At 66.4% G+C, this 18,542-nt stretch carries 16 protein-coding genes; 4 read left to right on the forward strand and 12 right to left on the reverse strand.

Annotated elements, in window-relative coordinates:
• Positions 1-15: 15 nt before the first annotated feature.
• The 4 genes from ACUZUJ_RS12235 (at position 16) to ACUZUJ_RS12250 (ending at position 3,542) form a co-directional block, all read left to right on the forward strand.
• Positions 16-597 carry a hypothetical protein gene (locus ACUZUJ_RS12235; RefSeq protein ID WP_147416385.1) on the forward strand — a complete coding sequence of 194 codons (582 nt, stop codon included), beginning with the start codon at positions 16-18 and terminating at the stop codon, positions 595-597.
• Between the two features lie 380 nt (positions 598-977).
• Positions 978-1,451: a hypothetical protein gene (locus ACUZUJ_RS12240; protein ID WP_101765586.1), complete on the forward strand. Its 474-nt coding sequence runs from the start codon at positions 978-980 to the stop codon at positions 1,449-1,451.
• 136 nt (positions 1,452-1,587) lie between these two features.
• Entirely contained in the window at positions 1,588-2,016 is a 429-nt protein-coding gene (locus tag ACUZUJ_RS12245; RefSeq protein ID WP_032128130.1) for a PAS domain-containing protein, read from the forward strand.
• Positions 2,013-3,542, forward strand: a complete 1,530-nt coding sequence (locus ACUZUJ_RS12250) for a diflavin oxidoreductase (RefSeq protein WP_458220823.1) — start codon at positions 2,013-2,015, stop codon at positions 3,540-3,542. The genes ACUZUJ_RS12245 and ACUZUJ_RS12250 overlap by 4 nt, the downstream gene beginning before the upstream one ends.
• A gap of 250 nt (positions 3,543-3,792) precedes the next feature.
• Here ACUZUJ_RS12250 and ACUZUJ_RS12255 read toward each other — a convergent pair whose 3' ends face one another.
• From ACUZUJ_RS12255 to ACUZUJ_RS12310, 12 genes are all read right to left on the reverse strand, one after another.
• Positions 3,793-4,461 carry a sulfate/molybdate ABC transporter ATP-binding protein gene (locus ACUZUJ_RS12255; protein ID WP_458220824.1) on the reverse strand — a complete coding sequence of 223 codons (669 nt, stop codon included), beginning with the start codon at positions 4,459-4,461 and terminating at the stop codon, positions 3,793-3,795.
• Complete coding sequence (gene modB, locus ACUZUJ_RS12260; RefSeq protein WP_458220825.1) at positions 4,451-5,134, reverse strand: molybdate ABC transporter permease subunit; 684 nt, start codon at positions 5,132-5,134, stop codon at positions 4,451-4,453. Before modB ends, ACUZUJ_RS12255 begins: the two co-directional genes overlap by 11 nt.
• 3 nt (positions 5,135-5,137) lie before the next feature.
• On the reverse strand, positions 5,138-5,881 hold the full coding sequence (modA, locus tag ACUZUJ_RS12265; RefSeq protein WP_049444681.1) for a molybdate ABC transporter substrate-binding protein: 744 nt from the start codon (positions 5,879-5,881) through the stop codon (positions 5,138-5,140).
• Positions 5,882-5,900: 19 nt separating this feature from the next.
• Entirely contained in the window at positions 5,901-6,677 is a 777-nt protein-coding gene (locus ACUZUJ_RS12270; RefSeq protein WP_049444749.1) for a helix-turn-helix domain-containing protein, read from the reverse strand.
• An 11-nt stretch (positions 6,678-6,688) separates the two neighbouring features.
• The gene (locus ACUZUJ_RS12275; protein WP_049444747.1) at positions 6,689-7,903 is read right to left on the reverse strand and encodes an oxygen-independent coproporphyrinogen III oxidase; all 1,215 of its coding nucleotides are present in this window, start codon (positions 7,901-7,903) and stop codon (positions 6,689-6,691) included.
• 141 nt (positions 7,904-8,044) lie between these two features.
• Positions 8,045-9,376: an MFS transporter gene (locus ACUZUJ_RS12280; protein ID WP_014037437.1), complete on the reverse strand. Its 1,332-nt coding sequence runs from the start codon at positions 9,374-9,376 to the stop codon at positions 8,045-8,047.
• Positions 9,377-9,399: 23 nt separating this feature from the next.
• Positions 9,400-10,299 (reverse strand): peptidylprolyl isomerase, encoded by a 900-nt coding sequence (locus ACUZUJ_RS12285; protein ID WP_049444679.1) that lies wholly within the window; start codon positions 10,297-10,299, stop codon positions 9,400-9,402.
• 3 nt (positions 10,300-10,302) lie between these two features.
• Entirely contained in the window at positions 10,303-11,010 is a 708-nt protein-coding gene (narI, locus tag ACUZUJ_RS12290; protein WP_010485313.1) for a respiratory nitrate reductase subunit gamma, read from the reverse strand.
• The gene (gene narJ / locus ACUZUJ_RS12295; protein WP_049444677.1) at positions 11,007-11,687 is read right to left on the reverse strand and encodes a nitrate reductase molybdenum cofactor assembly chaperone; all 681 of its coding nucleotides are present in this window, start codon (positions 11,685-11,687) and stop codon (positions 11,007-11,009) included. Before narJ ends, narI begins: the two co-directional genes overlap by 4 nt.
• Positions 11,687-13,231: a nitrate reductase subunit beta gene (gene narH, locus ACUZUJ_RS12300; RefSeq protein WP_012511273.1), complete on the reverse strand. Its 1,545-nt coding sequence runs from the start codon at positions 13,229-13,231 to the stop codon at positions 11,687-11,689. Before narH ends, narJ begins: the two co-directional genes overlap by 1 nt.
• Positions 13,231-16,986: a nitrate reductase subunit alpha gene (locus ACUZUJ_RS12305; RefSeq protein ID WP_458220826.1), complete on the reverse strand. Its 3,756-nt coding sequence runs from the start codon at positions 16,984-16,986 to the stop codon at positions 13,231-13,233. Before ACUZUJ_RS12305 ends, narH begins: the two co-directional genes overlap by 1 nt.
• A 72-nt stretch (positions 16,987-17,058) precedes the next feature.
• Complete coding sequence (locus ACUZUJ_RS12310; protein ID WP_458220827.1) at positions 17,059-18,477, reverse strand: NarK family nitrate/nitrite MFS transporter; 1,419 nt, start codon at positions 18,475-18,477, stop codon at positions 17,059-17,061.
• Positions 18,478-18,542 lie beyond the last annotated feature (65 nt).

An 18,542-nucleotide genomic window follows, 5' to 3' on the forward strand; every position in this document is an offset into this window, starting at 1 on the left:
ACGTGGAGATTACCAATGAGCAATCTGCGAGTTGTCGTGGTAGCAATCGGTATCACCCTCGTCTCTGCTGGCTGCGGGCCGATGGAGTGGCAGTTGAGCGCATCGTGCGAAGAAACCAAGAAGTGCCGGATAGAAGGCAGGATTGGAGGCAAGATCGGCGGAGGCGAACGCGATGGCCTACCTTGGTTCGAGCGAGTTCTGCTGGCGTCGACATCAGAAGTACCAGATGCCGCGCAGTTCGAGATCGACGTCTCGGGTTCATCCATAGCCTTCCCAGCCAATGGATCTGTAACCCTGCTGTTGTTTGATGGCCGGCAAGGAGCCACCATCGCCGCCAAGCAGTTCCAATGGCATCGAACAGGAACCGTCCTCCGGCTTGTCGATCCGGATGGTGCGAACGCCTGGGCCGCATCTGCGTCCGGTCCAGCGACCGAGTTGAGATACGACCTCGCAGCATTCGATGTAGGTGCAGCCCCTGGACCAAACACCATCGCGGCGGCCTCTCGATACGGCGGAGCCACCCGGGCGGCTTCAGTCTCGGAATTTCAAGTCTGTACGAAGTATCCATCGCCGTATCAATGCGGGCTGACCCCCTGATGCAGCGCCGCCAGTCCAGGCGTACCCAACCGGGCTCCATCGTCGGGCACTACGCTGGGCTGGCGGCAATCCTTGTGGCCACAAGTGCGTGCCAATCCCTCCAGCTGCCTGCCCGGAACCTGGTCAGCACCGATGGAGGGTATGCCACCCTGCTGCGAGGCCCTTCCTCGCATCTGAAGATCAGCACAGTGTCAGTGCTACCCGGCCCGGAAAGCTCGGAGTATCCCAACCGATCCATCGAGTGCGGGCGATCATCCATTGCAACCCGGGTTTTCTGGGCGGATGGAGCGCTTTCGGCCATGCAGGCGTCACGGCTCTGCGAGGCGGCTGCACGATCCGCTGGACTGCCGCTCCAGGCCAATGGGCAGGAACGGACGCCTGTGCGCTATCAGCTCACGATCGTGAGTGACGGCGGCGGTATCTGGCGACAATTGCCAGGACCAGAGCGGCCGGGCCAGGTGGTCAGCTTCTGGTTTCCCTCCAGCCCGGACGCTGATTCGCTGCGCAGGCGGGTGATCGCCACCACCGCGCATGAATTCCAGCATATCGCCACCGCATTGTCAGGGCAGCCGCGGCGTAGCGGGCAGCGGGAACCAGACGCCTATCTGGCAGGTGCATGTGCGCAGTTACTGATCGAGGGCACCCTTGCGCGCGCGAACCTCCCGGACGGACACGATCCGCGAGCTGATCCGTTCCTGCCATCCGCCGCCAGGCGCTCTGCGCATGCCGGCAGTACGACCGGGGCAGCACTGCTACGGTTCTTCGGTGACGCAGACACCTTGCACATCAATGAAGGAGGTCGCCACCTCGTGCAGCATTGCCACGAGACGATCGGATTTCCCCTGCAGCAGTGAACGCTCCCTGCGACACCCGGTCGCAGGTCATCGCGCCACCTACTTGATCAATGTCAAACCGCCCGCCGCCGTGCGGGCGTATTTCTATGCAGGACCCGAACACGCCGGCGTTACCGGCATCCACAAGGACCCTGCGATGAGCTACACCCCCGACAACGCCCAGCTGCTGAACGCCATGCAGAACGTCATGGTGATCTCCACCACCGACCTGCAGGGCAACATCACCTACGCCAACGACCTGTTCTGCACGCTCACCGGCTTCGCCCGCGAGGAGCTGATCGGCCAGCCGCACAGCATCGTGCGCCACCCGGACGTGCCCAAGGCGGTCTACAAGGACATGTGGGACACCATCAAGGCCGGCAAGACCTGGACCGGCATCGTGCCCAACCTCGGCAAGGGCGGCGTGCTCTACGTGGTCGACACCACTGTGCAGCCGCTGTTCGACGCCGAGGGCAACATCACCTCGTACATCAGCATCCGCCGCGTGGTGAATGACCTGATGCAGAACTACGACCTGGTCGAGTTCAGCAAGGAAAAGTTCGACGACTTCTACGAGGCCGCGTGAACGCCCTCCCGACCAGTACGTCCTTCAGCCGCCTGCTGGTGGGTTTCGCGTCCGAGTCGGGCAATGCCCGCGCCCTGGCCCAGCGCCTGGGCGCGGACCTGCAGCCGCACGGGCCGCAGGTGCTCCCGTTCAACGATATCGACGTGGCCAGTCTCGGCCACGGCGATGTGCTGCTGGCGATCTCCAGCTCGTTCGGCGATGGCGAACCGCCGGCCAACGGCGAGCAGTTCTTCGAAACGCTGCGCCAGACCCCGACACTGAGCGGCCTGCGCTATGCAGTATTCGGCCTCGGTGACACCGGCTACCCCAGCTTCTGTGGCTTCACCAAGGCGCTGGATGCTGCATTGAGCGAGCGCCAGGCGCAGCCGTTGCTGCATCGGGTGGACGCCGACCTGGGCTATGAGCAGTTCTTCCAGCAATGGCAGCCGGTGCTGGGCCAGGTGCTGGATGGCGACCTCAACGCTGGCCAGGACCTGCACCTGCAGGTCACCGCCTATGGCGAAGACAACGCCTTTGCCGCCCCCATTCTCGAACGTCGCCGCCTGAACAGCAGCGACCCCGCCGCCTGGCACCTGCAACTGGATATTGCCGGCAGTGGCATGGCCTACCGCGCGGGTGACACCTTGCACGTGGTACCCGAGAACGATTCCGCCCTGCTGCAGGCATTGGCTACCTGGTACGGCGACACCGCCACCGTGGCCGCCCTGCACGACCGCGAGCTGCGCCTGCTGAGCAAGGGCGTGCTGCGCGAACTGGCCAGGCTCGGTGGCAGCGAGGTGCTGAAGGGCCTGCTGAAGGTCAGCCAGAAGCGCGAGCTCGAGGCCTACCTGCACGGGCTGGACCTGCTGGACGTGCTACAGGACCACGCCACGCCGGACAGCGTGCCGCTGGCCCGCCTGCGCGAACTGCTGTCACCGCGCCTGCCGCGCGCCTATTCGATTGCCTCGCACCCCTGCAACGACCAGCTGAGCCTGTGCGTGCGCGAAGTGCGCTACACCCTCCGCGGGCGCGAGCGCTTCGGCACTGCCACCGGCAGCCTGCTGCATGGCGCTGACCATGCCCGTGTGTACTGCCGCTCCAACCCTGGCTTCCATCTGCCCGATACCGGCGAGGCACCGCTGCTGCTGGTCGGCACCGGCACCGGCATCGCACCGTTGATGGGCCTGATGCAGGAGCTGCAGGCCAGTGCCTGCGAACGCGAAGTGCACCTGGTGTTCGGCGAGAAGCACAGCCAGCACGACTACCTGTATCGCGAGCAGCTGCAGGACTGGCACACGCGTGGCGTGCTGGCCGGCCTGCATACCGCGTTCTCGCGCGATGGCGCCGAAAAGGTCTATGTGCAGCATGTGCTGCAGCAGCACGGCGATGAAGTGCGCGACGTACTGGCCCGCGGCGGGCATCTGTACCTGTGCGGCAACAAGAGCCACCTGGAAGGCGCGGTGCGCGGGGCCATCGATGCCATCCTCGGCGAGGGCCATTGGGACGCGCTGCGTGGCGAAGGCCGCACGCACTGCGAGTTGTATTGATCCATCGCCACTGGACCGTACGAACCCTGGATCGGTAGAGCCGGCCGCTGGCCGGCTGCTCTGGATTCCACGGTTGCCGGCCAGCGGCCGGCACTACCATCAGATGCAACCATTCATCGCCTGAGCGTCGCGGAACCTCTGAACCGGTAGGGCCGGCCCCTGGCCGGCTGCTCCGGATTCCACGGTTGCCGGCCGGCGGCCGGCACTACCATCAGATGTAACCAACCATCGCCCGTGCGTCCATCACCGATCAACCGCCGACAATGCGGCCATCCACCATGCGTGCCACCTGCTGGCCGAACATGGCCACATCCTGCGGGTCGTGGCTGATCAACAGCAACGGGATGCCGGTCTTGTCCAGCACGGTCTCCAGCTCCTGGCGCAGGTGCTGGCGCAGGTCGTGGTCCAGCGCGGAGAACGGCTCATCCAGCAGCAGCGCCTGCGGCTGTGTCACCAGGGCGCGTGCCAGTGCAGTGCGCTGGCGCTGTCCCCCGGATACCTGCGAGGGCAGCAGGTCGCCCACCGCGTCGATGCGGAATGCGTGCAGCCACTGCTCCACCGCATCGAAGCGCTGGCCAGCCCTCGGATTCAACCATCCCTTCTGCAGACCGAACGCCACGTTCTGGCGCACGCTCAGGTGTGGGAACAACGCATAGTCCTGGAAGACATAGCCCAGCCGGCGACGCTGCGGTGGCAAGTCCACGCCGGCCGCCGCGTCAAACAAGGTCTGCCCCTGCAGGCGCACATGGCCCTGGCCCGGCCGCAGCAGCCCGGCCACTGCCTTCAGGGTCAGGCTCTTGCCCGCACCGGAGGGTCCGAACAGCACCACCTGCCGCTGCGTGCACTGCAGCGACACGTCCAGCACGAAATCCTGGCCGGCCGCCTGCAGCCGACGCTGCACCTGCAGATCAAGCCACATCGCGCAGCTCCCGGCGATGCCCGCCCACCAGCCGCGCGGCCAGCAGCAGGATCACGATGCACACCACCGAGGTCAGGATCACCAGCGCATTGGCCTTGCCGTCCTGGCCGGCCTGCACCGCCTCGTAGATGGCGATCGACAGCGTCTGCGTGCGGCCGGGAATGCTGCCTGCCACCATCAGCGTCGCGCCGAACTCGCCCATCGCACGTGCAAACGCCAGCAGCAGCCCGGCGAGGATGCCACGCCAGGCCAGGGGCAGCGTGATGCGGAAGAACACCGCTGCTTCGCATACCCCGAGCGTGCGTGCAGCCTGCTCCAGCTGCCCGTCCACTTCCTCGAACGCCGCGCGCGCCGGCTTGAACACCAGCGGCAGCGAAGCCACCGCCGCAGCGATCACCGCCGCCTGCCAGGTGAACACCAGGTTGACGCCGAACCACGACTGCAGCCACGCACCGATCGGTCCGTTGCGGCCGATCAGCACCAGCAGGTAATACCCCAGCACCGTCGGTGGCAGCACCATCGGCAGGGTCAGCAGCGAATCCAGCAGCTCACGGCCGGGAAATCGCCGCCGCGCCAGCAGCGCGCCCAGTGCCACGCCCAGCACCAGATTGATCGCGGTGGCCCAACCGGCCACCTTCAGCGACAACCCCAGTGCGCTCCAGTCGAGATCCATGCCTCAGGGCTTGCCGAACCCGTGCCTGGCCAGGATCGCCTGGCCCTGCGCCGAACGTACGAAGGCGGCAAACCGCTTGGCCTCCGCCGGCTGCGCGCTGGCCTTGGTCACCGCCAGCGGATAGGCGATGCGCCCCGCCACCGGCACCGCGAAGGCACGGCGTACCCGGTCGGGCATCGCCTGCGCATCGGTGGCGTAGACGAAGCCGGCATCCACCTCACCGCGCGCCACGTAATCCAGCGACTGGCGCACGTTCTGCGTGGTGATGGTCTTGCCTTGCACCGACGGCCACAGGCCCGCCGCCTCCAGCGCGCCCTTGGCGTAGCGGCCGACCGGCACGCTGTCCGGATTGCCCAGTGCGATGCGCTGTACGCCGGCACCGGCCAGGTCCTTCAAGGTACGCGGCGCGGCCTTGGCCTGCGGCGGCACCACCACCCACAGCGCGTTCACCGCGAACACCTCGCGGGTACCGGCCACCAGCAGGTCCTGCTGCTGGGCCTGGTCCATCGTGGTTTCATCGGCCGACGCGAACACATCCACCGGCGCGCCGCGGCTGATCTGCTGCAGCAGCACGCCGGACGCGGCGAAGTTGAAATCGACCTTGGTCCCCGGGTGCGCCTTCTCATAGGCGGTGCCCAGCTCGCGGAAGCTCTCGGTCAGGCTCGATGCCGCCGACACCGTCAGCTCGGCCGCCCAGGCTGGCACCGTGGCCAGCAGTCCCAGCAACAACAGTCCAGCTCGCATCATCGTCGGCTCCCGGCCAGGTTCAGTTCGGATCGGATTCGTCGGCCACCGCCAGCGCCGCCAGGCGCTCGGGCTGCAGCAGCAGGATCTCGCGCTGCTTCACCGTGATGATCCCATCATCGCTCAGGCGGCGCAGCACGCGGCTGGCGGTTTCCGGCGCCATCCGCAGGTAATTGGCGATCTCGGTACGCGCCATCGTCAGGTTGAAGCGCGTGGCGGAAAAGCCGCGCCGCGCGTAACGCTCGGACATGTCCAGCAGGAACGCCGCCATGCGCTCTTCGGTACGGTGGTTGGCAGCCAGCGTGGCGACCTTGCCGATCTCCGCACTGAGCAGGCTGAACAGCTTGGCCTGCAGCCCCGGCATGCGCGTGGCCAGCAGGCTCAACTTGGGGAACGAGATGCGGCACAGGTGCACGGTGTCCAGCGCCACCGCATTGCAGGGGAAGCGCGAACCGTGGATCGCATTCAGGCCGATCACTTCGCCCGGCAGGCTGAAGCCCAGCACCTGCTCGTTGCCCTGGCTGTCATCAACGAAGGTCTTGACCATGCCGGCGCGTACCGCGGCGATCGAATCGAACGATTCGCCGGCACGGAAGATGTAGTCGCCCGCATGGAACGGGCCGACGTGGTCGACCAACACGTGCAGGTCGCCCAATGCGGTCTTGTCATAACCCTGCGACATGCAGGCATCGGAAAACGCACAGGTACTGCAGAAGTGCAGCGCGTCGCCATCATCGGCGGCAGCGGGGTTCGGCGTGGCCCGGCCGAGACGGCCCTGGGAAGGCGGATTCGAAGACATCGAGGCAGGACTCAAGCGATGGCGGCCGCCGGCCGGAAGCATGCGGCCATCATACGCCACAGCAACCGTCCTTCTTCGGCCAGCCGCAGCACGCGTGCATCCCACTGCGCCCAGCCGCGCGCCAGCAACGGCGACAACGCCGGCAGCTGCTCGGCGAAGCAGTCCTCGAACGGTTCATCATTACGCCACTCGAATGCAGCCGCATCGAGCGCATGGTCGCAGGCGATGCTCTGTGCCACCTCGGCCGCCATCCGCTCGTCCTCGGACAGGATCAGGCCCGCGGCCACGCCCATGTGACCGGACTGCAACCGCGCCCGCCATTCGCCCAGCTCGTCCTCCAGCCGGTAGAACACTTCGCCGATCTGGCTGCAGGCGGACAGGCCAAGCCCGATAAAATCACTGCGGTCACGCCGTGGCACACCCGCCAGGTCGCAATGGCGCTGGCCGTCGCCCGGGCCATGCGGGTTGGGCAGGTCGCCGCGCTGGTAGTGATCACCACCGATCGGTTCGTAACCGGCCGCGCGCAGCAGGCGCCAGGCCTGCAGCCAGTTTGCGGCGGACGGATGCTGCGGCAGCGCACACGGCGCCGGCAACAGGATGCGCTCGGGCGCTTCGGCCAGCACCTCATGCAGACGCTCGATGAAGCCGATGTCCTCACTGGCGGGCACGCGCAGCTGGTAGTAGCGCGCGGTGAAGCCAACCTGCCGCGCCTGTGCCAGCAGGGTCGGCCCCGGCGCATCCGCACGGTCGATCACGTTCAGGCGGGTGCACCCCACCGCGCGCAGCTGCGCCGGTGACAGCGCGCTCCCGGCGTCCAGCCGCACTTCCACCTGCGGGCGCGCTACCGTGCGCAGGTGCTGCGGCACGGCGTCCAGCAGCTGGCCCAGCTGGGGCGGCGGCAAGGTCTCGGCCAAGCCCAGCTGCAACACCATCGCCACCACTTCGCGGTCCTCGGCCAGGGCATCGGCCTGCAGCTGCAGGGCCAGCAGCAACGTGTCCAGATACGCCTGCGGCGGCACATCGCGCCCGCCACGACCGGCCTGGAAGCCGAGCGTCAAGCCACGCGGGATCAGATGCTCGTTGCTGGCACGCACGGCGGCGCGCCAGCCGCTTTCACCAAACCCAGTGCTGAACTGGTCAGCCGCCGGAAACAGCACATGCCGGGGTTGCCGCAGCAATGCCGCCTGCAGCGCAGTGTCCTCACTCTCATCGACGTGGAAGCTCATGGCACACATCTTCGGGCGTTCCTCTTCGCGTGGCCCTGATTGAAATCAAGCGTGGCGCATCGGCAGGTTCATGCCGACCAGCGGCCGGCACTACCTTTCCCCCGCTACCCGGTAGTGCCGGCCGCTGGCCGGCAACCCCGTTCACCTGCCGCGCACCCGCTCGGCGGCGGCCGCATCGATGGCTTCTGGCAGGTCGGTCTCGCGGTCGATCTGCGGGAAGTGACGGCGCTCCATGCGACGGATCGCAAAGTGCATCCACGCCAGTGCAGCAGCCACCAGCACGAACAGCAGCATGAAACAGCTGCTCCAGATGCCCACGGCATCGTTCAATGCCCCGAACACGATCGGCAGGATGAAGCCCCCCAGGCCGCCGATCATGCCGACCACACCGCCCACCGCACCCACGTGCTGCGGGTAGTACACCGGAATGTGCTTGTAGACCGCCGCCTTGCCCAGCGACATGAAGAAGCCCAGCACGAACACCAGCACGGTGAACATCACCACGCCGATGGCCAGATGGAAATGGATCGGGCCATGGATGCCCTTCACCACGTACTCGGTATCCGGGTAGGCCAGCAGGAAGGTGCAGATGGCCGACACGCCGAAGGTCCAGTACATCACCCGCCGCGCCCCCATCCGGTCCGACATCCAGCCACCGACCACACGGAACAGGCTGGCCGGGATCGAATAGCACGCCGCCAGCATGCCGGCGTGGCCCACGTCCATGCCATAGGCGCCCACCAGGTAGTGCGGCAGCCAAAGCGCCAGCGCCACGAAGCCACCGAACACGAAGAAGTAGTACAGCGAGAACCGCCACACCTGCAGGTTCTTCAGTGGCGCCATCTGCTCGGCGAACGGCACCGGCTTCACGCCTTCGCGACGGCGCTGCTCCAGCGACGGGTCTTCCTTGCTGAAGAGGAAGAACAGCACCGCAGTGACGGCCAGCGCGACGGCCCAGACCTTGGCGACCATGGTCCAGCCGGCCGCCACCATCACCAGCGGCGCCAGAAGCTTGGTCACCGCCGAGCCGATGTTTCCAGCACCGAAGATCCCCAGTGCGGTGCCCTGCTTGCTGGCCGGGAACCACTTCGAGACGTAGGCCACGCCCACCGAGAAGTTGCCGCCGGCGATGCCCACGCACAGCGCGGCGATCAGGAACTGGGTGTAGGTCTGTGCATAGGTGAGCATCCAGGTGGCCACTGCGCCACACAGCATCACCAGCACCATCACCTTGCGGCCACCGAACTGGTCCGACCAGATGCCGAGGAAGACCCGGCTGACCGAACCGGTCAGCACCGGGGTGGCGATCAACAGGCCGAACTGGGTGTCATTCAAGCCAAGCTGTTGGCTGATCTGGATGCCGATGATCGAAAAGATCATCCACACCGCGAAGCACACGGTGAAGGCGAACGTGCTCAGCCACAGCGCACGTTGCTGCTGCCCGGCACTGGCGGGGGCAAGGGCCTGGTTCATGAATTCTCCTCGTTCAAAGGGGGTCAGCCGATATCCGCTTCGGCTTCGATCTCATCCAGCCCGCGCACCGGGTAGCGCTCCTGCAGCTGCAGCAGGTAGGCCTGCACCTCGCGCTGCCGTACCTGCAGCTCCAGGTAGTCACGCAGCTGCGGCAGCACCGTCTCGAACGGCTGCGGCAGGCCTTCCTCGCGGGCATCGACGCAGACCACGTGGTAGCCCCAGCGCGATTCCACCGGGAAACCGGCCAGGCCTTCGCGCAGGCGGAACACCTGTCGGTCGAACTCCGGCGTGGTCTGCCCACGCTGCAGCCAGCCCAGGTCACCGCCTTCGCTGCTGGACGGGCAGCGCGAATGGCGCAGGGCGAAATCGGCGAACAGGTGCGGCGACTCCTTCAGCAGTCCGACCAGCCGCTCGCCTTCGGTGCGCGCGGCGAAGCGCCCGGCCACGTCGTCGGCCGGCGCGGCCAGCAGGATATGGCGCAGGCGCACGCGATCGGGCGAGCGGAATCGCTCCGGATTCTGCTCGAAGTAGCGGCGGCAGTCCTCGTCGGTCGGCACGCGGTCTTCGATCGCGTCTTCCAGCAGCTGCTGGATCAGCACTTCCTCGTCGCTTACGCGGTTGCCCTCCGGTGCCTGCAGGCCCAGCCGCTGCGCTTCCAGCCGCAGCAGCTCGCGCACCACCAGTGCACGCGCCGCTTCGGCGCGTGACTGTTCCGGGCGCATCGCCCGATGGTGCTGCATCTCGCGGGCGATGTCGGCCTCGCTGATCGCGGTCTCGTCCACGAACAGCCGGCACGGCGCCGGCTGCCCGAGCGAGCGCGGCCCCTGCTCTGCCGCGTCGTGGTGATGCGAATGCGCCTCGGCAGGCACCGGTGCGGCGGAGTCGATCACGGTGATCGGCAGGAATTTCGGCAGGCTGCCCATGGTTTACTCCCGCGGACCGTAGCGCAGCGTGGCCTGGCGGCGGCGCACCACCTGGTAGGGCCGCCACAGATAGCTGATCGGAATGCTCCACACGTGCACCAGGCGGGTGAACGGCGCGATCAGGAACAGGGTCAGGCCCAGGAAGATGTGCATCTTGTAGACCCAGCTGACGCCCTCGATGTAGTCGGCGGCACCGGCACGGAAGGTCACGATGTGCTGCGCCCATTCGGCCAGCTGCACCATCACCCCACCGTCCAGGTGGCCGGACGAGATGCGGATGCTGTACAGGCCCAGGCACAGCTGGGCGAACAGCAGCACCAGCACCAGCGTGTCACCGAAGCTGCCGGTGGCCCGTACCCGCGCATTGAACAAGCGGCGTACCAGCAGGATGCTGATGCCGATGAAGCACAGTGCGCCGAACACACCGCCGACCACCATTGCCAGCATCTGCTTCTGCGACGAGGTGATGAAGTGCTCGTACACCGCGTGCGGGGTCAGCAGGCCGACCAGGTGGCCACCGAGGATGGCCAGGATGCCGATGTGGAAGCAGTTGCTGCCGATCCGCATGCCCTTGTCCGACAGCATCTGGCTGGAGCCGGTGCGCCAGGTGTACATGGCCTTGTCATAGCGCGCCCAGCTGCCGATCAGCAGCACCGCCACGGCGATGTACGGGTAGTACTGGAAGGCGAATTGATGCAGGGAGTAACTCATGGCTGGACCTCTCGATGCGAAGGACGGGCCGGCGAACGCACGGGCGGCTTGCAGTCTTCGGCAGGGGCTTCGGCGCCGAAGCGCACCGCCTCCTCCTCCCACAAGCGGTCCATGGCCTCGGCGGTATCGTCGCGGACTTCTTCGCTGGCACGCTGGCGCAGAGCCTGCAGATCGGCCTTGCCGTCACCGGCTTCGACCAGGATCTCGAACAGCACCCGGTGCGGCAGCTCGCGCTCGGCGGCACGTGCCGCCAGCATCCCGGCGATGTGGCCGATGTGATGCAGCCACTCGCGGGCCTCGCTGCCGGGGCGATGGGCCAGGAACTCCAGCAGCAGCGGCAGGTAGTCCGGCAACTCGCGCGCATCCAGTTCGAAGCCGTTGCGGCGGTAGGTCTCGACCAGATCGACCATGGCCTGGCCGCGGTCGCGCGACTCGCCATGGATGTGTTCGAACAGCAGCAGGCTCATCGAGCGGCCGCGGTCGAAGCTGGCCAGCCATGCGGCCTGTGCGTCCAGCGCATCGGTGTCCAGCAGCTGCTGCACGAAGCTGCGCAGCTGCTGGCGGCGGGCGGCGCTCAGCGCCGGGTCGTCGCAGGCGGCGAGCAGTTCCTCGCCGTGCTGCCACAGTTCTTCACGTGGGTAATCCAGCAGCACCCCGACCAGCTTGAGCACGCTCATCACACCACCTCCTTGCGGCGGTGGTTCGGGCCCTTGTCCACCACGAAGGTGGTGCTCTTGCGCTGGCCGAACAGATCGGCCGGGCTGTCACCATTGCAGCCGTTGCCGAAGGTGAAGCCGCAGCCGCCGCGCTCGCCGAAGGCATCGTTGGCGTACTCGCGGTGGCCGGTCGGAATCACGAAACGGTCCTCGTAGTTGGCGATGGCCAGGTAGCGGTACATCTCTTCCACCTGGGCGATGCTCAGTCCGGTCTGTTCCAGCACGGCGGTGTCTTCCACGCCGTCCACATTCTTGGCCCGGCGCCAGGCACGCATCGCCATCAGCCGTTCCAGCGCACGCACCACCGGCGCCTCGTCACCCGCCGTCAGCAGGTTGGCCAGGTAGCGCATCGGGATGCGCAGCGAGGCCACGTCCGGCAGTTCGCCGCTCATACCCACGCGGCCACGCTCGGCGGCGGACTGGATCGGCGACAGCGGCGGCACGTACCAGACCATCGGCAGCGTGCGGTACTCCGGGTGCAGTGGCAGCGCCAGCTTCCAGTCGATCGCCAGCTTGTACACCGGCGACTGTTTGGCCGCATCGAGCCAGCTGTCCGGGATGCCCTCCTTGCGCGCGGCGGCGATCACCGCCGGATCGTTCGGATCCAGGAAGATGTCCAGGTGGGCCTGGTAGAGGTCCTTCTCGGCGGCCACCGAAGCCGCCTCGGCGATGCGGTCGGCGTCGTACAGCATCACGCCCAGGTAGCGGATGCGGCCCACGCAGGTTTCCGAACACACCGTCGGCTCGCCCATCTCGATGCGCGGGTAGCAGAAGATGCACTTCTCCGACTTGCCGCTCTTCCAGTTGTAGTAGATCTTCTTGTACGGGCACGCCGACACGCACATGCGCCAGCCACGGCACTTGTCCTGGTCGATCAGCACGATGCCGTCTTCCTCGCGCTTGTAGATCGCACCCGACGGGCACGCCGACACGCACGCCGGGTTCAGGCAGTGCTCGCACAGGCGCGGCAGGTACATCATGAAGGTCTTCTCGAAGGCGCCGTAGATCTCCTTCTGCACCTGGTCGAAGTTGTAGTCGCGCGAGCGCTTGCTGAACTCCGAACCCAGGATCTCCTCCCAGTTCGGGCCCCACTCGATCTTCTGCATGCGCTCGCCACTGATCAGCGAGCGCGGCCGCGCGGTGGGCTGGTGCTGGCTGTCCTTGGCGGTGTGCAGGTTCTGGTAGTCGAAATCGAACGGCTCGTAGTAGTCGTCGATCTGCGGCAGGTCCGGGTTGGCGAAGATCTTGGCCAGCATGCGCCAGCGGCCACCGGCACGCGGCACCAGCTTGCCGGCGCGGGTGCGCACCCAGCCGCCGTTCCACTTGTCCTGGTTCTCCCATTCCTTGGGGTAGCCGATGCCCGGCTTGGTTTCCACGTTGTTGAACCAGGCGTACTCGACGCCCTCGCGCGAGGTCCAGACGTTCTTGCAGGTGATCGAGCAGGTATGGCAGCCGATGCACTTGTCCAGGTTCAGCACCATCGCGATCTGTGCACGGACTTTCATCACACCACCTCCTTGCTGGCCGATGCCGAAGCACCAGCGGGCTGCTCATCGTCCAGCCAATCGATCTTGTCCATCTTGCGCACGATCACGAACTCGTCGCGGTTGGTGCCGCAGGTGCCGTAGTAGTTGAAGCCGTACGCCAGCTGCGCGTAGCCGCCGATCATGTGGGTGGGCTTGAGCACGATGCGGGTCACCGAGTTGTGGATGCCGCCGCGGGTCCCGGAAATCTCCGAGCCCGGCACGTTGATGATGCGTTCCTGGGCGTGGTACATCATCGCCATGCCCGGCATCACGCGCTGGCTGACCACCGCACGCGCGGCGATCGCACCGTTGACGTTGAACAGCTCGATCCAGTCGTTGTCGACGATGCCGGCGCTGCGCGCGTCGTCCTCGCTGATCCACACGATCGGGCCACCGCGCGACAGCGTCTGCATGATCAGGTTGTCGCTGTAGGTGCTGTGGATGCCCCACTTCTGGTGTGGCGTGATCCAGTTCAGCACGATCTCCTTGTTGCCGTTCGGGCGCTGGTTCAGCAGCGGCTCCACCGTGCGCGTGTTGACCGGCGGCCGGTAGCCCATGAAGGCCTCGCCGAAGTCGATCATCCACTCGTGGTCCTGGTAGAACTGCTGGCGACCGGTTACCGTGCGCCACGGAATCAGCTCGTGCACGTTGGTATAGCCGGCGTTGTAGCTGACGTTGTCGTCCTCCAGGCCCGACCAGATCGGCGAAGAGATGATCTTGCGCGGCTGTGCCTGGATGTCACGGAAGCGGATCGCCTCGTGTTCCTTGCCCACCGCCAGGTGGGTGTGCTCGCGGCCGGTGAAGGTCCCCAGCGATTCCCACGCCTTCACTGCGACGTGGCCGTTGGTTTCCGGTGCCAGGTGCAGGATCACCTCGGCCGCGTCGATCGCGGTCGAAATGGCCGGGCGACCCTGGCTCACGCCTGCGTCGTGCACGGTGTGGTTGAGCTTGCCGAGGAATTCGACCTCGTGCTTCGTGTCCCAGCTCATGCCCTTGCCGCCGTTGCCCAGCGTGTCCAGCAGCGGGCCCAGCGAGGTGAACTTGCGGTACAGGTTCGGGTAGTCGCGTTCCACCACCGTCATCGACGGCATGGTCTGGCCCGGGATGGCCTCGCACTCGCCCTTCTTCCAGTCGGCCACGCCGAACGGCATGCCCAGCTCGTTCGGGGTGTCGTGCAGGGTCGGCACCAGCACCAGGTCCTTCTCCACGCCCAGCACGCCTGGCGCCATCTCGCTCACGGTACGGGCGACCTCCTTGAAGATCTCCCAGTCACTGCGCGATTCCCACGCGGGGTCCACCGCCTTCGACAGCGGATGGATGAACGGGTGCATGTCCGAGGTGTTGAGGTCGTCCTTCTCGTACCAGGTCGCGGTCGGCAGCACGATGTCCGAGTACAGCGCGGTGGTGCACATGCGGAAGTCGAGCGTGACCAGCAGGTCCAGCTTGCCTTCCGGTGCCTCGTCACGCCACGTCACTTCCTCGGGCTTGATCGCCCCCATCTCGCCCAGGTCCTTGCCCTGCAGGCCATGGCGCGTGCCGAGCAGGTGCCGCAGCATGTACTCGTGGCCCTTGCCCGACGAACCGAGCAGGTTCGAGCGCCAGATGAACATCATGCGCGGGTGGTTCTGCTGCGCATCCGGGTCAGCGAAGGCGAAGTCCAGCGAGCCGTCCTTGAACTTGCCCAGCGCGTAGTCGGCCGGGGCAACGCCCGCCGCGTCCGCCTCGCGTACCAGCTGCAGCGGGTTGCGGTCCAGCTGTGGCGCACACGGCAGCCAGCCCATGCGCACCGCGCGCAGGTTCAGGTCGGCCAGACTGCCGCTGTACTTGCTCGCGTCCGCCAGCGGCGACAGCAGCTCGTCCACCTGCAGCTTCTCGTAGCGCCACTGCCCGGTGTTGAAGTAGAAGAACGATGTGCCGTTCATGTGGCGCGGCGGGCGGCTCCAGTCCAGGCCGAACGCCAGCGGCTGCCAGCCGGTCTGCGGGCGCAGCTTCTCCTGGCCCACGTAGTGCGCCCAACCACCACCGGTCTGGCCCACGCAACCGCACATGATCAGCATGTTGATCAGGCCGCGGTAGTTCATGTCGTTGTGGAACCAGTGGTTCATGCCCGCGCCGACGATGATCATCGAACGGCCATGGGTCTTGTCGGCGGTACGTGCGAACTCGCGGGCGATCTCGATCACCTCGGCGCGCGACACACCGGTGATGCGCTCCTGCCAGGCTGGGGTGCCCGGCACCATGTCGTCGAAGCTCGATGCCACGTTGCCGCCGCCAAAGCCACGGTCCACGCCGTACTGGGCCAGCAGCAGGTCGTAGACCGTGGCCACCAGGGTCTCGCCACCCTCGGCCAGGGCCAGGCGACGCACCGGGATGTTGCGCTCAAGCACGTCATCGGCCGGCGCCGCGGTCCAGCCATCGGTCTCGATGCCACCGAAGTACGGAAAGCTCACCGCTTCGATGCCGTCATTGGTTTCAGACAGACTCAGCCGCAGGCGCGTACCGGCGCCGTTGCTTTCCTTCTCCTCGATGTTCCACTTGCCCTTCTCGCCCCAGCGGAAGCCGATCGAACCGTTGGGCACCACGATCTGGCCGCTGGTCTCGTCCAAAGCCAGCGTCTTCCAGTCAGGGTTGTTGGCTTCACCCAGCCCGCCCAGCTCACTGGCACGCAGGAAGCGGCCCGGCACCAGGCGGCCGTCGTCGCGGCGTTCCAGGCGCACCAGCATCGGCATGTCCGAGTACTGGCGGCAATAGTCCTGGAAGTACTGCGAGGGCGAATCGACGTGGAACTCGCGCAGGATCACATGGCCGAAGGCGAAGGCCAGCGCCGCATCGGTGCCCTGCTTGGGGTGCAGCCAGTGGTCGGTCAGCTTGGCCAGCTCGGAATAGTCCGGGCAGATCGCCACCGTCTTGGTGCCGTTGTAGCGCGCCTCGGTGAAGAAGTGCGCATCGGGCGTGCGCGTCTGCGGCACGTTCGAGCCCCAGGCGATGATGTAGCGGCTGTTGTACCAGTCGGCTGATTCGGGCACGTCGGTCTGCTCGCCCCAGATCTGCGGCGAGGCCGGCGGCAGATCGCAGTACCAGTCATAGAAGGACAGGCAGGCGCCGCCCAGCAGTGACAGGTAGCGCGCGCCGGCGGCGTAGGACACCATCGACATCGCCGGGATCGGCGAGAAGCCGACCACGCGGTCAGGGCCATACTGCTTCACCGTGTACAGGTTGGAGGCGGCGATGATCTCGTTGGCCTCTTCCCACTGCAGGCGCACGAAGCCGCCCATGCCGCGGCGGGTCTTGTACGAGCGTGCCTTCTGCTTGTCCTCCACGATGCTGGCCCAGGCATCGACCGGGGCCTTGCTCTTGCGCGCTTCGCGCCACAGGCGCAGCAGCGTGCCGCGGATCAGCGGGTACTTCAGCCGGTTGGCGCTGTACAGGTACCAGGAATAGCTGGCGCCACGCGGGCAGCCACGCGGTTCATGGTTGGGCAGGTCCGGGCGCGTACGCGGGTAGTCGGTCTGCTGGGTTTCCCAGGTGACCAGGCCGTTCTTGACGTAGATCTTCCAGCTGCAGGAGCCGGTGCAGTTCACGCCGTGGGTGGAACGCACGATCTTGTCGTACTGCCAGCGGGCGCGGTAGCTGTTTTCCCAGTCACGGCCTTCGCTCTTGGCGAATCCGTGGCCATCGGCAAAGGTCTGGGGGTCACGCTTGAAGAACTGCAAGCGATCGAGGAAATAACTCATCGGGGGTCTCCCTTTGCGGACATCGGCATCGTGGCTGTGTGCGTCATCTGGCTGCGGTGCGTTTTCATGTCGTCAGCAGGGTGTCTCGGCACCGCGCCGGTAGTACCACCACCAGGTCACGGCCAGGCAGGTGACGTAGAAAACAACGAATCCGTACAGCGCCATGTCGGGGCTGCCGGTCAAGGTGATGGACGAGCCATAGCTCTTGGGAATGAAGAAGCCGCCATAGGCACCGATCGCACCGGAGAAACCAACCACCGCGGCCGACTCGATGCTGGCCTGGTGCGCGGCGGTGGCCTTGCCTTCGGCGTTGTCGTTGGCCGACCAGCGCTCATGCAGGGTGCGGAAGATCACCGGGATCATGCGGAACGTGGTGCCGTTGCCGATGCCACTGAGCACGAACAGCGCCATGAAGCTGAGCAGGAAGCCATGGAAGTTGCCGCCCTGGCCGTGACTGGGCAGGAAGTGCAGCACGCCGAACACGGCCGCGATCATCAGCGCGAACACCCAGAAGGTCAGGCGTGCGCCGCCCCAGCGGTCGGCCATGCTGCCACCCACCGAGCGCATCAATGCGCCCAGCAGCGGGCCGATGAAGGCGTAGGCCAGCGGATTCACATCCGGGAACTGGCTCTTCACCAGCATCGGGAAGCCGGCCGAGAAACCGATGTAGGAACCGAAAGTGCCGATGTACAACCAGCACATCAGCCAGTTGTGCTTGCGGCGGAAGATCACCGCCTGCTCGGAGAACGACGAGCGGGCGCTGGTCAGGTCGTTCATGCCGAACCAGGCCGCGACGGCGCACAGCGCGATGGCCGGCACCCAGATGAAGCCGGCGTTCTGCAGGAACAACGGCGCCCCACCCTCCACCGTGGGCTGCGGTGCACCACCCAGCGCACCGAACACGCCCACGGTGATGACCAGCGGGATCACCGCCTGCGCCACCGACACGCCCACATTGCCCAGGCCGGCGTTCAGGCCCAGCGCCAGGCCCTGCTTCTGCTTGGGGTAGAAGAAGGAAATGTTGGACATCGACGACGAGAAGTTCGCGCCACCGAACCCACACAGGATCGCGATGGCCACGAACACCCCGTACGGCGTGGCCGGGTCCTGCACCGCGTAGCCGAGCCAGAGCGTCGGTGCCAGCAACGACGCGGTCGACAGCGCGGTCCAGCGGCGGCCGCCGAAGATCGGGATCACGAAGGAATAGAAGATGCGCAGCGTGGCGCCGGACAGGCTGGGCAGCGCCACCAGCCAGAACAGCTGGTCGGTGCTGAAGCTGAAGCCGATCTTCGGCAGGCTGATCGACACCGCCGAGAACAGCACCCAGACCGAGAAGGCCAGCAGCAGCGAGGGAATCGAGATGACCAGGTTGCGGGTGGCGACCCGCTTGCCGGTGCGCTCCCAGTAGCCGGGGTCCTCCGGCGTCCAGTCGCTGATGACGCGACCCGGACGGGCAGTGCTGCGGACAACAGGATCGCTACCGACGGTCATACATGGCTCCAAGGCTGTGGAATGACGTGGGTACTGCGTTTCAAGTTGTGACCCGTCGTCATGCA

The sequence above is a fragment of the Stenotrophomonas sp. S4 genome (genome assembly GCF_054187805.2).

Excerpts from the sequence above, each read along its gene's own strand:
- ACUZUJ_RS12310 (WP_458220827.1), bottom strand. The coding sequence starts at position 18,477 with ATGACCGTCGGTAGCGATCCTGTTGTCCGCAGCACTGCCCGTCCGGGT.
- ACUZUJ_RS12280 (WP_014037437.1), bottom strand. The coding sequence starts at position 9,376 with ATGAACCAGGCCCTTGCCCCCGCCAGTGCCGGGCAGCAGCAACGTGCG.
- ACUZUJ_RS12270 (WP_049444749.1), bottom strand. The coding sequence starts at position 6,677 with ATGTCTTCGAATCCGCCTTCCCAGGGCCGTCTCGGCCGGGCCACGCCG.
- ACUZUJ_RS12245 (WP_032128130.1), top strand. The coding sequence starts at position 1,588 with ATGAGCTACACCCCCGACAACGCCCAGCTGCTGAACGCCATGCAGAAC.
- narI (WP_010485313.1), bottom strand. The coding sequence starts at position 11,010 with ATGAGTTACTCCCTGCATCAATTCGCCTTCCAGTACTACCCGTACATC.
- ACUZUJ_RS12235 (WP_147416385.1), top strand. The coding sequence starts at position 16 with ATGAGCAATCTGCGAGTTGTCGTGGTAGCAATCGGTATCACCCTCGTC.
- modB (WP_458220825.1), bottom strand. The coding sequence starts at position 5,134 with ATGGATCTCGACTGGAGCGCACTGGGGTTGTCGCTGAAGGTGGCCGGT.
- ACUZUJ_RS12285 (WP_049444679.1), bottom strand. The coding sequence starts at position 10,299 with ATGGGCAGCCTGCCGAAATTCCTGCCGATCACCGTGATCGACTCCGCC.
- modA (WP_049444681.1), bottom strand. The coding sequence starts at position 5,881 with ATGATGCGAGCTGGACTGTTGTTGCTGGGACTGCTGGCCACGGTGCCA.
- narH (WP_012511273.1), bottom strand. The coding sequence starts at position 13,231 with ATGAAAGTCCGTGCACAGATCGCGATGGTGCTGAACCTGGACAAGTGC.
- ACUZUJ_RS12305 (WP_458220826.1), bottom strand. The coding sequence starts at position 16,986 with ATGAGTTATTTCCTCGATCGCTTGCAGTTCTTCAAGCGTGACCCCCAG.
- narJ (WP_049444677.1), bottom strand. The coding sequence starts at position 11,687 with ATGAGCGTGCTCAAGCTGGTCGGGGTGCTGCTGGATTACCCACGTGAA.
- ACUZUJ_RS12255 (WP_458220824.1), bottom strand. The coding sequence starts at position 4,461 with ATGTGGCTTGATCTGCAGGTGCAGCGTCGGCTGCAGGCGGCCGGCCAG.
- ACUZUJ_RS12275 (WP_049444747.1), bottom strand. The coding sequence starts at position 7,903 with ATGAGCTTCCACGTCGATGAGAGTGAGGACACTGCGCTGCAGGCGGCA.